11 protein-coding genes and 1 pseudogene are annotated in these 14,089 nt (G+C 71.1%); 4 read left to right on the top strand and 8 right to left on the bottom strand.

Translation table 11 applies throughout. The annotated features are described in order from the left end of the window. Window positions 1-56 precede the first annotated feature (56 nt). The 4 genes from ACN6LM_RS08035 to ACN6LM_RS08020 all read right to left on the bottom strand — a co-directional run bounded on the left by ACN6LM_RS08035 (window position 57) and on the right by ACN6LM_RS08020 (window position 4,317). The gene (locus ACN6LM_RS08035; RefSeq protein ID WP_445064572.1) at window positions 57-1,007 is read right to left on the bottom strand and encodes an amidohydrolase family protein; all 951 of its coding nucleotides are present in this window, start codon (window positions 1,005-1,007) and stop codon (window positions 57-59) included. An 8-nt stretch (window positions 1,008-1,015) separates the two neighbouring features. After that, window positions 1,016-1,267, bottom strand: a complete 252-nt coding sequence (locus tag ACN6LM_RS08030; RefSeq protein ID WP_445064571.1) for an acyl carrier protein — start codon at window positions 1,265-1,267, stop codon at window positions 1,016-1,018. Continuing rightward, the gene (locus tag ACN6LM_RS08025; RefSeq protein WP_445064570.1) at window positions 1,264-2,895 is read right to left on the bottom strand and encodes an AMP-binding protein; all 1,632 of its coding nucleotides are present in this window, start codon (window positions 2,893-2,895) and stop codon (window positions 1,264-1,266) included. The genes ACN6LM_RS08030 and ACN6LM_RS08025 overlap by 4 nt, the downstream gene beginning before the upstream one ends. 411 nt (window positions 2,896-3,306) lie before the next feature. Beyond that, entirely contained in the window at window positions 3,307-4,317 is a 1,011-nt protein-coding gene (locus ACN6LM_RS08020; protein ID WP_445064569.1) for a LuxR family transcriptional regulator, read from the bottom strand. Window positions 4,318-4,758: 441 nt separating this feature from the next. Here ACN6LM_RS08020 and ACN6LM_RS08015 point away from each other — a divergent pair, with 441 nt between their 5' ends. Beyond that, entirely contained in the window at window positions 4,759-5,334 is a 576-nt protein-coding gene (locus ACN6LM_RS08015; RefSeq protein WP_445064610.1) for a hypothetical protein, read from the top strand. 226 nt (window positions 5,335-5,560) lie between these two features. Here the strand turns inward: ACN6LM_RS08015 and ACN6LM_RS08010 are convergent. Next, window positions 5,561-6,004: pseudogene (locus ACN6LM_RS08010) on the bottom strand (recombinase family protein); the annotation flags it as partial. A gap of 66 nt (window positions 6,005-6,070) precedes the next feature. Further along, complete coding sequence (locus ACN6LM_RS08005) at window positions 6,071-6,496, bottom strand: secondary thiamine-phosphate synthase enzyme YjbQ (protein WP_445064568.1); 426 nt, start codon at window positions 6,494-6,496, stop codon at window positions 6,071-6,073. A gap of 103 nt (window positions 6,497-6,599) precedes the next feature. On the opposite strand from ACN6LM_RS08005, the gene ACN6LM_RS08000 reads away from it, so the two are divergent. Next, window positions 6,600-7,691: an NAD(P)-binding domain-containing protein gene (locus tag ACN6LM_RS08000; protein ID WP_445064567.1), complete on the top strand. Its 1,092-nt coding sequence runs from the start codon at window positions 6,600-6,602 to the stop codon at window positions 7,689-7,691. A 24-nt stretch (window positions 7,692-7,715) separates the two neighbouring features. On the opposite strand, the gene mltG is transcribed toward ACN6LM_RS08000, so the two are convergent. Beyond that, entirely contained in the window at window positions 7,716-8,600 is an 885-nt protein-coding gene (gene mltG / locus ACN6LM_RS07995) for an endolytic transglycosylase MltG (RefSeq protein ID WP_445064566.1), read from the bottom strand. Window positions 8,601-8,665: 65 nt separating this feature from the next. Next, complete coding sequence (locus ACN6LM_RS07990) at window positions 8,666-10,471, bottom strand: ABC transporter ATP-binding protein (protein ID WP_445064565.1); 1,806 nt, start codon at window positions 10,469-10,471, stop codon at window positions 8,666-8,668. 145 nt (window positions 10,472-10,616) lie between these two features. Between ACN6LM_RS07990 and ACN6LM_RS07985 the strand changes: the two genes are divergently transcribed. After that, window positions 10,617-11,060, top strand: coding sequence for a MarR family winged helix-turn-helix transcriptional regulator (locus tag ACN6LM_RS07985; protein WP_445064564.1), 444 nt, complete (start codon window positions 10,617-10,619; stop codon window positions 11,058-11,060). 59 nt (window positions 11,061-11,119) lie between these two features. Next, a complete protein-coding gene (locus tag ACN6LM_RS07980) occupies window positions 11,120-14,053 on the top strand; it encodes an FAD-binding and (Fe-S)-binding domain-containing protein (protein ID WP_445064563.1) in 2,934 nt (977 codons plus the stop codon). Window positions 14,054-14,089: the final 36 nt, after the last annotated feature.

Raw genomic sequence — 14,089 nt, 5'->3', positions numbered from 1 at the left:
GATCTTCTGCGACCGGAATGGGGGTACGGGGGGGATGGGGCGGGTCCCGCGGCGGTTCACGCGGCGGACGGCGCGCCCTGCTTCAGCTTGTTCTTGGCGAGCAGCCGGGCCGCGTTGCCGTGGAAGAAGAGGTCCCGGTCGGTGTCGCTCATCGACTCGGGGAAGGCCCCTTCCTTCTCCAGCTTCTCCACAAGGTTCACCTGGCGCCCCTGGAGCCGGAAGACCGGCCAGTCGGTGCCGAAGAGGACCTTGTGGTTGATGCCGCGCCCGAACAGCGTGCGCAGGGCCGTGGCGCCGAACGCCTCGTAGCCGCTGACGTCCACGTAGACGTTGGGGCGGTTGTTGCACAGCATCGCGACCTCGTCCGGGTAGTGGACGCTGCCGTGCGCCAGGACGAAGTCGACGCCGGGGAAGTCCTTGGCGGCCCGGTCCACGTAGATCGGCTGGGCGATCTCGAAGTCGAGGACCGGCGAGGTGGCCCCGATGTGCGAGAGCACGGGCAGGGAGTACCGCTCGCAGATCTCGTAGTACGGGTAGAGGGCTTCGTCGGAGAGCTTGTAGCCGCACGGCGGGTACAGCTTCATGCCGTCGAAGCCGTACTCCACGATCGACCGCTCGAAGAGCGCGAGCCCGTCGGCGCCCCAGCGCGGGTCCACGCCCACCAGGACCCGGAAGCGGCCGGGGTGGCGCTCCACGACCGCCCGGTGGTGGTCGATGAGCTGCTCGATGGTATGGGTGCTGTCCCTGAGCGCGTACGTGAAGTCGGGCAGCAGCAGGACGGACTCGGAGATGCCCGCCTCGTCCATCTGCCGCACCAGTTCGTCGCAGTCGGGGTCGGTCAGCGTGCCCGCGTGCATGCGCGCGACCTTGTCCCGGGAGACGGGCAGGCCCTTGCTGGTCAGCGCCACCGTCATGTTGTCCACCACGCCGTCGTTGAACGACCTCGGGAAGCACATCCCGGAGGCCACGTGGGTGTGGAAGTCGATGATCTTCTGCTTCTCGTCCATGGCGTCCCTCAGCCCCGCCGGACGATGTCGATGACGTCCGCCACCGATTCGGCGGCGACGAACGCGTCGACCCGGCCGAAGGCGTCGATGCCGGTCTTCTCCTCCAGGACGAAGACGATGCTCATCAGCGCCAGGGAGTCGACTCCCAGGTCGCCCCTGAGGCTCATCTCGGGGCGCACCCCGCCCTTGGCCGCCTTCTTCGGGATGGCGCCCGCGATGATCCGGCACATCTCTTCGTCGCTCGCTTGGCTCGTGTTCAACGTCCCACTCCGGTCCGTTCGGCGAAGACCCTTCGCGTGACCGCATTGCGGTCGATCTTGAAATTCCTCGTCAGCAGGCCCTCTTCGACGGTCAGTTCCGCCGAGGGCCGGAAGACGGTCCGCGCGATCCTGAGCGCGGACTCCCGCTTCCCGTTCGCCTCCTCCAGGTACGCCTCCACCTGCGCGACCCGGTCCGCGTCCGCCACGTCCTCGACCCAGACGACGCAGTTCAGCAGTCCGCCGCCGTCCGGCGCCGCGACCATCGCCCGCACGCCGGGGCAGGCCTTCTCCAGGGCGAGTTCCAGCTCCTCGGGGTTGATCTTCACCCCGCTGCGCGTGATGATCACGTTCTTCTTGCGGCCCTTCAGCCGCAAGAAGCCCGCGCGGTCGAACTCCCCGAGGTCCCCGGTGACGATCCGGCCGTCGCCGAGGAAGACCGCGTCCTGCGTGCCGACGCCCTCGAAGACGTACCCCAGGCACTGGGGCAGTCCGGTGCGCACGGTGATCTCGCCGTCGTCCGCGACGTCCACGCGCACCCCGTCCACCGGGCGCCCGGCGCTGCCGATCCGGTGCCCGCCGGGCAGGTTGAAGGCGATCCAGCCGATCTCGCTGCTCCCGTAAACCTCGAAGAGCGGTGCGCCCAGGCACTGGAACACCCGCACCGTGCGCGGGGGCACCGGGGCCGAGCCGGTGAGCATCAGCCGCACCCGCGACCCGTACACACCCGTCCAGCGGCGCCCGAGACGGGCCCGCAGCCGGCGGCTGGCCCGCCCGGGGACGAGCGCGTGCAGGGCCGTGGCCAGGAGGTAGGGCAGCCGCTCGCGCGGGCCCGCCGAGCCGACCCGGTTGGCGGGCAGCTCGAAGAAGGACGGCGGCCCGAGGACGACCGTGGGCGCGAGTTCGCGCAGCTTCTGGAGCATCCGCTCCGGGGGGACCACCGTCACGTCGGTGCCGTACCGCACGGCCGTGTACAGCAGGTACCGCTGCTGGAAGTTGGAGAACGGCATCACGATCAGCAGGTCGTCGTCGGCGGTGAGCCGCCACGCCTCGGCGGAGATCCGCATGGTGTTCTCCACCCCCGCTGCGGACATGAGCAGGCCCTTCTTGCTGCCCGCGGTGCCCGAGGAGAAGGCAATGGTGAAGGCGTCCCCCGGCAGGGTCGGTCGCGCACCGGCCGGGATGTCGCGCCGGACGAGCTTCAACGGCCGCGCGGTGAGCGCCGCGACGCCGTCCGGCAGCTCACCATTCGGCAGTTCTCTGGCCGGTCGTTCTCTGTCCGGCTCGGGCGCCCTGGTCGTGAGGACCGCCGCGAGGCGGTACGCGTCGGCGAGGGCCGCCAGCGCCCGGCCGTCGGCGCCCTGCTCCAGCGCCAGGGCCACCGGGACGCAGCCGAGACCGAGCAGGGCCAGGTCCGCGAGGACCCACTCGTAGGAGTTGGGGCCCGTCACCCCCACCAGGTCACCGGCCCGGCACCCGGATTCCCGCAACTCGTCCATGAGTTCCAGGACGTCCTTGTAAATCTCCGGGAAATTCCTCGTTACGAGTTTTCCGGCGAAGGACACGAAACGCATCCGGCGTTCGGGGTGCTCCGCCAAGCTCCGGTACAGGTCATTGATCGAATTCGACACGGAATTATCCCCAGCCGGTGTCGCCGGCCGGGGCGGCGGTCGCGGTCGCGGGAATTCCCCGCTGCCCTGCGGCGGAAACCTCCGCACTGCCCAGGACGGCCACGATGATCGCGATTCCCGCAGCAGTCACCTTGCCGAAGCGATTCACTGTCCAGCCCCTCACTACGTCCGTTGCCGCGCCCTGTCACCGGTTCTCGCGAATTCCGCCGTACCGCGCTGCGGGCCCGCTCACCGTTCTGGCATCAACGTGCCAGGAGCGCGGGCCGAGTAGTGGAGAACCGGTGGAGCATCAAGCTGCATGGCAACTTGATGTCCACGAGAAGGAAAGGGGCAAGCCGGACGAGGGGGAGTCAATCGGGCTGCGGCGTGGAGGACCGTGGCGACGCGGCGGCACTGGCGCGTCACCGCAGGTCACTTGGGCTGTTCCTGCAGAGCGAGCAGGTAACCGGCCTGGAAGCGGCTCTCGGCGTCGAGGGACGTCATGATCTCGGCGACGTGGCGCCGGCAGGTGCGTACGGACATCCCCAGGCGGCGGGCCACGGCCGCGTCGGTCATCCCCGCCGTGAGCAGGCGGACGATGGCCTCCTTGAGGTCGTCCATGATCTCCGGCTGGGCGTCGCCGTCGGCCTCGAAGGGCTCCGCGCTCAGCCACAGGCGCTCGTACGTCTCCACCATGAAGGCGACCACGAACGGATTGCGCACCACCACCGCGCCGTTGGGGTCGGCGGGGTTCGCGAACACCGCGCACTCCCGGTCGAACACCAGGAACCGCATGAACTGGTCGTCCAGCGTGCGCACCTGGGCCCCGCGGCGCGTGACCTGCTCCACGTAGGACTGGGTGCCCCGGCTTGAGCGGGCGGTGTGCTGGTAGAGGACCCGCATCACCACGCCCCGGTCGAGGGTGTCGTAGTCCCGCGGCGCCGCCTCGACCAGCACGTCCTCGCGACGGCCGCCGCCCGGCTGGGCCGTGAGGATCTCCCGGCCGGCCTTGGCCGACAGCTCGGCGATCGCGGCCCGCACGTCGGGGAGGTTGTCGATGGTCTCGATCTGGCGCCGGTTCTCGCGCGCCAGCAGGCTGGCGTCGAAGACCGGCGAGAACGACACCAGGCGGCGCCTGACCTCCTCCACCCGCGCGCGCCGGGTGCGCAGTTCGGACTCCAGGGGGAGCAGTACGCGGGTGGTCGCCTCGTCGGGGGACACGGCGACGAAGCCGCGCCCCGGCCGGTTCACCAGCAGGCCGAGGGCGACCAGGTCGGCCAGCGCCTCCCGGAAGTGCTCCTCGCGCACCTCCAGCTGTGCACACGCCGTCTCCACATCGAGCGCGTCCCCGTCACACCTGCTGGCGTCGAGCATGAATCCGTACACGCGTCGGAGAAGTCCACTGTCCAGGAACTCCCCCGGAACATCCTCATGTGTCTTCAATTTCCGCCTCCTCGCACCCATGGCAACTAAATGCCGTGCAGCAACCGGACACGGGGACGATAAAGCGCGACGGAAGATCCTGTTAAGGCGTGGTCCGACAGATGGACAGGCCCCCCGCGCAAAACGATCACGGGTCTCGCCGGTTCCGGCCAGGCGGGCCGCCGGGGACCGACCCGTACGGCGTCCGGGAGCGTGAAGACCCCAGGTCATCCGGGGGTCTTCACGGCCATGACGAAGAAACACTGCGAAATCAAGACACGGCCCGGCGCCGGACGGCAGGAAAATAACGGCCGGTACCCGTTGGGCGCCAGGATTCTTCGCGTACGGCGGGCCGCTGGCCGGACTTCACCCCCGCCGGATTTCCCCGCTGCCCCGTATCGGGGGCCGGGACGCCCCCGGCGTGCTTCAATCGGCTGCGCGCAAGTACGGGGGTGCTGTGGGGTGCGCGCTGCGAGGCCTGACGTCCGAAGGAGCCACGCCGAAAAACTGTACGCCCGCATCGCCGCGGACCCGCTCTGGTGGCCCGATCAGGTGCGCCGCGAACTGGACTGGTCCGGCGAGGAGTTCGCCGCCGCGCCGGCGGCCCTGACCGAGTTGCGACTGGTCACCGTGGCCCGCACCGCCCCCAGCGGCTGGACGGTGCTGACCCCGGACTCGGCGGTCCACGCCCTGGTCGGCCAGGCGGTGCGCACCTCGCTGCGGGTCCTGGACGAGGTGACGGGCGTGCGGCGCTCCGTCGAGCGCCTGGTCGGCACGTACCAGCCGATCCACCGCCGCAGCGCGACCGAGCCGCGGCTCGACGTGCTGCTCGGCGAGGCGGGTCCAGGGAGCCTTCCGGGAGAGGATGGCGTTCCTGAGCGCCTCGTGCGTGGCCCGGTCCCACAGCCCCTCGCAGAGCCGTACGGGGTGACCGTCCCCCCTGCCGAGGACGGGCCTGTTGCGGTGCATCAGATACCCGGGGGCGGCTTCCGACAGAAGGATGTTCTTCCGCGGGTGACGGTGCCCCGGCACGGTTGAGACGCGCGGCCTCGCTGCTGCCGGTGTCGTTGTCCGGATCGGCCAGGATGCGGCGGGCGACGTTCCGCAGCACTTCCGACGCATGCGGATGCAGTTCGACCTGATCGATCCTCCCTCCCATCACCTTCCGCACGTACTGGAAGCCGTACGACGACTTGCCCTTCGGACGGCCGGCGGCACGGGTCTTGACGGTGGCGTCACGGTTCCTGCGCTGGATCGCGCGCAGTTCCATCTGCGCGCCCCACGCCTCCATGGTGAAACGGTTTTCGTCGGCGGAGTCGTCGAGGTTCCAGGCTCCGTCGTGCCCGTAAGTGACGAGCATCTTCTTCTCGTCGCGCATCTTGTAGCCGGTGTTCAGGCAGTCGACGACGTTGCGGCCGAGCCGGTCCACCGCTGCGGCGACCAAGCCGTCGTACGGGCCCCTCTCGTCACGGAGCCACGGGCCCAGGCTGGGGCGGGTCACGGGATCGGTGGCTCCGGAGACCTCCCAGTCGTCCGCCCAGCCGATGATGTGAGCCCCGACGGAGGCGGCGGCAGAGAGCACGTTCTCGCGCTGGCGCTCAGGCGAAGACGTCGCCAGCTTCACGCGCGACAGCCGCCGCACTCCGAGCAGGCACTTGCCGCATCCGTCGTAGGGTCGTTCGATCGCATTGAGGTCCGTACCGCGCATTTCTTCTCTCCGTTCGAGCGCGCATGGTACGGAGAATCGGCGGCACGACCCACTGAACGATCTTGGTCAGCCCAGGAAGCTGAGACGAACCTGACGGTTGTCTTTAGCCATGTTCGTGTCGACCAGGCACACCGACTGCCATGTGCCCAGTTCCAGTCGGCCCGCGATCACCGGCAGGGTCGCGTGCGGGGGGACCAGGGCCGGGAGCACGTGGTCGCGGCCGTGGCCGGGGTGGCCGTGGCGGTGCTGCCAGCGGTCGTCGGCCGGGAGCAGGGTGTGGAGGGTGGAGAGGAGGTCGTCGTCGCTGCCCGCGCCGGTCTCCAGGACCGCGATTCCGGCGGTGGCGTGCGGGACGAAGATGTTGAGCAGGCCGTCGCGGCCGGAGGCGGCGCGGGCGAGGAACTGTTCGCAGTCCGATGTCAGGTCGGTGACGGTCTCCGTCGAGCCCGTCGTGAGGTGCAGGACCGTGGTGGTGAAGGCGGCAGAAGACATGCTTCCCATCCTGCCGCGCCCCGGGACCGAATCCGCTGAGCGACGGGCACGCGGGAAGTTCCGCGAGCCCGTCGTAGTTGGTAGAAACGTGAACGATATGGCGATGCGGTCGGTGGACGTCGTGGTGATCGGCGCCGGACAGGCGGGGCTGTCCGCCGCCTACCACTTGCGGCACAACGGTCTGGCACCGGACCGCGACTTCGTGGTCCTCGACCATGCGCCGGCCCCGGGCGGCGCCTGGCAGTTCCGGTGGCCCTCGCTGACGTACGGCAAGGTGCACGGCATGCACGCGCTGCCCGGCATGGAGCTGACCGGTGCGGACGAGGAGCGGCCCTCGTCCGAGGTCATCGGCGCCTATTTCGACCGGTACGAGCACGCCTTCGGGCTCCGTGTGCACCGGCCGGTCGACGTCGACGCCGTACGCGAGGGCGGAGGCGGCCGGCTGCTGGTCGAGACCTCCGAGGGTACGTACGCGACGCGCGCCCTGGTCAACGCGACCGGGACCTGGGACCGGCCCTTCTGGCCCCGCTACCCGGGGCAGGAGACGTTCCGGGGGCGGCAATTGCACACGGCCGGCTATCCGGGCCCGGCCGCCTTCGCCGGCCTGCGGGTGGTCGTCGTCGGGGGCGGGGCCTCCGGTACGCAGCACCTGATGGAGATCGCCGAGGTGGCGGCGGAGACCCACTGGGTCACGCGTCGGCCGCCGGTCTTCCGGGAAGGGCCCTTCGGGGCGGACCAGGGTCGGGCCGCGGTCGCCATGGTGGAGGAGCGGGTACGGCGCGGGCTGCCGCCGCAGAGCGTGGTGAGCGTGACCGGGCTGCCCGTCAACGACGCCATCCGCCGCGCCCGCGAGTCCGGGGTGCTCGACCGGCTCCCCATGTTCGACCGGATCACGCCCACCGGTGTCGCCTGGGACGACGGCCGCGGCATCGAGGCCGACGTCATCCTCTGGGCCACCGGCTTCCGCGCGGCCATCGATCATCTCGCCCCGTTGCGGCTGCGGGAGCGCGGCGGGGGCATCCAGGTGGAGGGCACCCGAGCCGTGCGCGACCCGCGTATCCACCTCGTCGGGTACGGCCCCTCCGCCAGCACGATCGGTGCCAACCGCGCGGGACGTGCCGCCGTGCGCGAGATCGTCGCGCTGCTGCGGGACGATGTGCCGGAGGCGCCGGTGGAGGTGCCCGCCTTCGCCTGAGGGCGGGGTGAACGCTCGCGCGCCTCATCCCCCTCCCGCTCCTCCACGGTTCCGGTTGAACTCCGCCACGTTCCGCTGCTGCTCCGCGTAGTCGTCCGTGAAGCGGGTGTCGCCCGGGGCCACCGTCACGAAGTACAGCCAGGGGCCCGGGGTGGGGGTGATCGCCGCGGTCAGCGCCTGTTCGCCCGGGTTGCCGATCGGGGTGGGCGGGAGGCCCTTGTGGGCGTAGCTGTTGTAGGGGCTTGCGAGCTTCGTGTCGCCCGTGGTGGTGTCCAGCGTGCTGCGGTTCAAGGCGTAGTTGAGGGTGGAGTCCATCTGGAGCGGCATCCCCCGGCCGAGGCGGTTGTGGATGACGCGGGCGACCTTGCCCATGTCCGCCTCGGTGTCCGCCTCGGCCTGGACGATGCTGGCGATGGTCACCGTCTGGTACACGGTCACGTCGTTGCGGCGTGCGCCCGCCGTGATGTGGTCGGCGCCGAAGTGCCGGCCCGCCGTGTCGGTCATGTAGCGCAGCAGGCTCTTCGGGGTGGTCGCGGAGGTGACCGGGTACGTCGCCGGGTAGAGGTAGCCCTCGGGGTTCCCCTTCGCGGCGGCCGGGAGCGGCAGGTCCGACGTCGGCGCCGCCCCTGCGGTCGTGCCGGTGGGTACGCCGAGGGCCTGGTCGACGGCCGCGTAGACCTGGGTCGCCCGACGGCCCTCGGGGATCACCAGGGTGCGGGCCGTCTCCTCGGTCTTCGGCCCTCGCGTGAGCAGGGGGACGAGCACCGCTGCGGCCACGGCGAGGACGAGGAGGGAGCCGATGAACAGCGTCAGGCGCCCGCGCCGGGTCAGGCGCCCGCGCCGGGTCAGGCGCGTGCGGCGGCGGGACGGGGTGACCGAAGGCGGGTTGTCCGGGGGCTCGTGCGCCATGCGGGCACGCTAACCCGCGCCGGTCCCGGCCTCGGGGAGGCCATGCCCGGCGGCACGCCTCCCGGTCAGCCCGCCACCGGGGCCATCTCCGTGTCGCGGCGGACCAGTGCCGCGTACCGGCCGTCGAGCCGGAGCAGTTCCTCATGGGTGCCGCGCTCCGCAGTGCGGCCGCCGTCGAGGACGACGATCTGGTCGGCGTCGCGGACGGTGGAGAGCCGGTGGGCGATGGTGATGGTGGTGCGTCCGGCGGAGAGTGCGTCGATGGCCTGCTGCACGGCACTCTCGGTACGGGTGTCGAGCGCGCTGGTCGCCTCGTCCAGGATCAGCACCGGCGGGTCGCGCAGAATCGTCCGCGCGATGGCGAGGCGCTGCTTCTCGCCACCGGAGAAGCGGTAGCCGCGCTCTCCCACGAGGGTGTCGTAGCCGTCGGGAAGCGAGGCGATGTGGTCGTGGATCTGCGCGGCGCGGGCCGCTTCCTCGATCTCCTCGTCGGTGGCGTCCGGCTTCGCGAAGCGCAGGTTCTCGGCGACCGAGGCGTGGAAGAGGTACGTCTCCTGCGAGACGACGCCGACCGCCCGGGCGAGGGTGTCGAAGTCGAGGTCGCGCACGTCGACCCCGTCGAGGGTGACCCGGCCGCCGGTCACGTCGTACAGCCTGGGTACCAGGTAGCTGAGGGTGGACTTGCCGGACCCGGTGGGGCCGACGACGGCCAGTCCGGCTCCCGCGGGAACGGTGATGTCGACGCCGCTGAGGGTGGGGCCGCTCGTCTCGTCGTAGCTGAAGTCCACGTGTTCGAAGCGGACCTCGCCGCGGATCTTCTCCAGGCGCACCGGATTCTCCGGCTCCGTGATGTCGACGGTGAGGTCGAGGTACTCGAAGATCCGCTGGAAGAGCGCGAGGGACGTCTGCATCTGCACCCCGGTGGAGAGCAGGCTCACGGCGGGGCGGAAGAGGCCCTGCTGGAGGGAGACGAAGGCGACCAGAGTGCCTATCGAGACGGCGGGCCCGCCGGACTGGAGGGTCATGCCGGCGGCCCAGTAGATGACGGCCGGCATGGCGGCCATGACGATGCCGATCGTGGACATCCGCCACCGGCCGGCCATGCTGGCGCGCACTTCGAGGTCGACCAGCCGCTCGGACTCCTCGGCGAAGCCCTGGGTGAGCGATGCGGAGCGGCCCATCGTGCGGCCGAGCAGGATGCCGCTGACGGACAGCGACTCGGTGACGGTGGCGGCCATGGCTGCCATCTGCTTCTGCCGCTGGGTGGTGATCTTCTTGCGTTCGCGGCCGACCCGGCGGCTGATCCAGACGAAGACGGGCAGCAGGAGCAGCGAGACGACGGTGAGCCGCCAGTCGAGCGCGAGCATGGCGACGACGGTGGCGATGACCGCGGTGAGGTTGGAGACGAGCGAGGTCGCCGTCGACGTGACGGTGGCCTGCATGCCCCCGATGTCGTTGGCGATCCGCGACTGGACCTCGCCCGTGCGGGTCCGGGTGAAGAAAGCGAGCGGCATCCGCTGCAGCTGGGTGTAGACGGCGGTGCGCAGGTCGTGCATGACGCGCTGGCCGACGGTGGTGGAGATGAGGGTCTGGAGCACGCCGAAGACGCTGTTCATCACGGCGGTGAGGATCATGCCGAGGGCGAGCAGCGTGAGCAGGCCGGTCCGCCCCTGCGGGAGGGCGGTGTCCAGGATCTCGCGCAGCAGGAAGGGCGAGGCGACCGACACCAGTGAGGAGGCGCCGACGAGCAGTCCGACCATCGCGAGGCGGCCGCGGTACGGGCGGAAGAGGCGGAGGATGCGGCGCAGCTCGGCCGGCGGCTGGGCGGCGTCCTTGGGCGGGGGTGTCCACGTGGGTTCGTCGGGCTTCATGGGCTCCTTCGTCGGACGTGCGGCAACGGGCCGGGGCGGGGCCGCCCGGACGCGGGGATCGCGACCGTGACAGTCGGGTCGAATGAGAGCATAGCTCATTGTTACCCATACTCACAATGAACCAGGTCCTGATACTGTTCCTCCCATGGACTCCCCCGACCCCGACGGCGTACTCGCCGAACAGCTGCTGCGGCTGACGCGCAGGCTCCAGCGCATCCAGGGCCGCCAGTTGGAGCCGATCGGCATCACGCCCGCGCAGTTCCGGCTGCTGCGCACCGTCGCCCATTACGACGGACCGCCCCGGATGGCGGATCTCGCGCAGCGCCTCGACGTGGTCCCGCGCGCCGTCACCACGCTGGTCGACGCCCTGGAGGCGAGCGGGAGGGTGCGCCGTGTCCCCGATCCGGACAGTCGTAGGGTGGTCCGGATCGAGATCACGGACCAGGGCATCGCCACGCTCCGCTCGCTGCGCGACGCGCGCCGGGCGGCCGCGGAGGAGATCCTGGCTCCGTTGACCGCCGGCCAGCGCGAGGTGCTCGGCGGTCTGCTGACCGCCCTGGTCGACGGAATGCCGGAGCGCCGCTGCTGACCGGTCACGGGACGCGGCGCCGGGCCGTCGGACCGACGAGCACGCCGAGGAGAACCACCATGCCGCTGCTGGAGCCGGACCCCGACACACTGCGCCCCGGGGCGGTGCGCCCGCCCTCCCACGACCGCGTCCCCGACACGCGGGCGCAGGGCACGCCGGAGGCTCTGCGCGCCGGTCTCACCGCCCTGCTCGGCCCGGAGAAGGTGCTCTGGAAGGTCTCCGACCTGGTGAAGTACGCCTCGGACGCCAGCCCGTACCGGTTCGTGCCCCAGGTCGTGGTCGTCCCCCAGGACCTGGACGACATCTCGGCGATCCTGTCGTACGCGCACGGCAAGGGCCGCAACGTCGTCTTCCGCGCCGCCGGCACCAGCCTCAACGGCCAGGCCCAGGGCGAGGACATCCTCGTCGACGTCCGGCGGAACTGGGCGGGCATCGAGGTCCTGGACGACGGGGCCCGCGCCCGGATCCGCCCCGGGACGACGGTCGTACGGGCCAACGCCGCCCTCGCCCGGTACGGCAGGCTGCTGGGTCCCGACCCCGCCAGCGCCATCGCGTGCACGATCGGCGGAGTCGTCGCCAACAACGCCTCGGGCATGACCGCGGGGACCACCCGGAATTCGTACCGGACCGTCTCCTCGCTCACCTTCGTGCTGCCGAGCGGCACCGTCGTGGACACCGGCGATCCCGCGGCCGACGTGGACCTGGCCCGGGCCGAGCCACGGCTGTGCGAGGGGCTGCTGGCGCTGAAGGCGGAGATCGAGGCGGACGCGGCGCTCACGGCCCGTATCCGCGCCAAGTACGAGATCAAGAACACCAACGGCTACCGGCTGGACGCGTTCCTCGACGGCTCGACCCCGGTGGAGATCCTGCGCGGCCTCATGGTCGGCTCCGAGGGGACGTTCGGCTTCATCTCCGAGGTCGTCTTCGACACCCTTCCGCTGGACCGGCGGATCTCCACGGCGCTGCTGTTCTTCCCCTCGCTGACCGCCGCGGCCGCCGCCGTCCCGCTGTTCAACGAGGCGGGGGCCATCGCCGTCGAGCTGATGGACGGCAACACCCTGCGCGCCTCCGTGAGTGTGCAGGGGGTCCCCGCGGACTGGGCGGGGCTGCCGAAGGAGACCGCCGCGCTGCTCGTGGAGTTCCGGGCCCCGGACGAGGCGGGCCAGGAGGCGTACGAGCGGGCGGCGGCCGATGTGGTGCGGCGGCTGGAGCTGGTCCGGCCCGTCACCTCGGTGACCAACGAGTTCACCCGGGACGCCCGCACCATCTCCGGTTACTGGAAGGCCCGCAAGGCGTTCGTCACCGCGGTGGGCGGTTCCCGCCCCTCGGGTACGACGCTGATCACCGAGGACTTCGCGGTTCCGCCGTCCCGGCTGGCCGACGCCTGCGAGGCGCTGCTCGCGCTCCAGGCGGAGCACGGCTTCGACGCCGCTGTCGCCGGTCACGCGGCGCACGGCAACCTGCACTTCCTGCTGGCCTTCGACGCGGCACGCCCCTCCGACGTCGACCGGTACGCCGCCTTCATGGCGGACTTCTGCCGGCTGACGGTGGAGCGGTTCGACGGATCGCTCAAGGCGGAGCACGCGACAGGCCGCAATATCGCCCCCTTCCTCGAACTGGAGTGGGGCCCGCGGGCCACCGAACTGATGTGGCGCACGAAACAGGTCATCGACCCCGACGGGGTCCTGGCGCCGCGCATCGTCCTCGACCGCGACCCGAAGGCCCATCTGCGCGGACTGAAGACCATCCCGAAGGTCGAGGCGATCGCCGACCCCTGCATCGAGTGCGGCTTCTGCGAACCGACCTGTCCCAGCCACGACCTGACGACCTCACCGCGCCAGCGGATCGTGCTGCGCCGCGAGATGATGCGCCAGCCCGACGGTTCGCCCGTCGAGACGAGCCTGGTCGACTCCTACGGCTACGACGCCGTGGACACCTGCGCCGGTGACTCCACCTGCAAGCTGGCCTGCCCCGTCGGCATCGACACGGGCGCCATGATGAAGGGCTTCCGGCACCAGCGGCACTCCCCGCGCGAAGAGCGGATCGCCGCGCTCGCCGCCAGGCACTTCCGTACGGCGGAGACGGCGGCGCGGCTCGCGGTCGCGGCGGCGAGCCGGATCGACGACCGACTGCTGCAAGGGGTCACCCGGCTCGCCCGCCGGGCGGTGCACCCCGATCTGGTCCCCGAGTGGCTTCCGGAGGTCCCCGGCGCCGCGCCCCGCAAGCTGCCGCGCACCTCCAGGCCCGGGGCGAGCGCGGTCTACTACCCGGCCTGCGTCAACCGCATCTTCGGCAGCCCGGACAGCCATCGCGGTCCGTCGCTGCCGCAGGCCGTGGTGGCCGTGTCGGCCCGGGCGGGAAAGCCCGTCTGGATCCCGGACGACGTCAACGGCACCTGCTGCGCCACCATCTGGCACTCCAAGGGGTACGACTCCGGCAACGCCGTGATGGCCAACCGGATCGTGGAAGCGGCCTGGGGCTGGACGGCCGGCGGGAAGCTGCCGCTGGTGGTCGACGCCTCCTCGTGCACGCTGGGCATCGCCCATGAGGTGGTCCCGTACCTCACCGAGGACAACCGGGCGCTGCACCGCGAGCTGACCGTGGTCGACTCGCTGGTCTGGGCGGCGGACGAGCTGCTGCCGGAGCTGACGGTGGAGCGGAGGTCCCGTTCGGCCGTCCTTCACCCGACCTGTTCCATGGAGCATCTGGAGGATGTGGACCGGCTGCGCGCGGTCGCCGATGCCTGCGCGGAGGAGGCCGTGATCCCGGACGACGCCGCGTGCTGCGGTTTCGCGGGCGACCGCGGGATGCTGCACAAGGAGCTGACGGCGTCCGCGACCGCCAAGGAGGCCGCCGAGGTGCGCTCCCGGGAGTACGACGCGTACCTCTCGGCCAACCGGATGTGCGAGATCGGCATGGACCGGGCGACGGGCCGCTCGTACCACTCGGCTCTGATGGAGCTGGAGTGGGCGACCCGCCCGGGCCCCGCCTGACCCGCCCGGGCCACGCCTGACCCGCGCCGGCCCCGC

The sequence above is a fragment of the Streptomyces sp. SAS_281 genome (assembly GCF_052542855.1).
The sequence above is the reverse complement of the archived record's forward strand: the minus strand, read 5'-3'. Positions and strand labels throughout refer to the sequence as shown.

What these genes read in the sequence shown, in the direction of transcription:
- ACN6LM_RS08005 (WP_445064568.1), bottom strand. Translation starts at nt 6,496, where the DNA reads ATGTCTTCTGCCGCCTTCACCACCACGGTCCTGCACCTCACGACGGGC.
- mltG (WP_445064566.1), bottom strand. Translation starts at nt 8,600, where the DNA reads ATGGCGCACGAGCCCCCGGACAACCCGCCTTCGGTCACCCCGTCCCGC.
- ACN6LM_RS08000 (WP_445064567.1), top strand. Translation starts at nt 6,600, where the DNA reads ATGCGGTCGGTGGACGTCGTGGTGATCGGCGCCGGACAGGCGGGGCTG.
- ACN6LM_RS08035 (WP_445064572.1), bottom strand. Translation starts at nt 1,007, where the DNA reads ATGGACGAGAAGCAGAAGATCATCGACTTCCACACCCACGTGGCCTCC.
- ACN6LM_RS07990 (WP_445064565.1), bottom strand. Translation starts at nt 10,471, where the DNA reads ATGAAGCCCGACGAACCCACGTGGACACCCCCGCCCAAGGACGCCGCC.
- ACN6LM_RS07980 (WP_445064563.1), top strand. Translation starts at nt 11,120, where the DNA reads ATGCCGCTGCTGGAGCCGGACCCCGACACACTGCGCCCCGGGGCGGTG.
- ACN6LM_RS07985 (WP_445064564.1), top strand. Translation starts at nt 10,617, where the DNA reads ATGGACTCCCCCGACCCCGACGGCGTACTCGCCGAACAGCTGCTGCGG.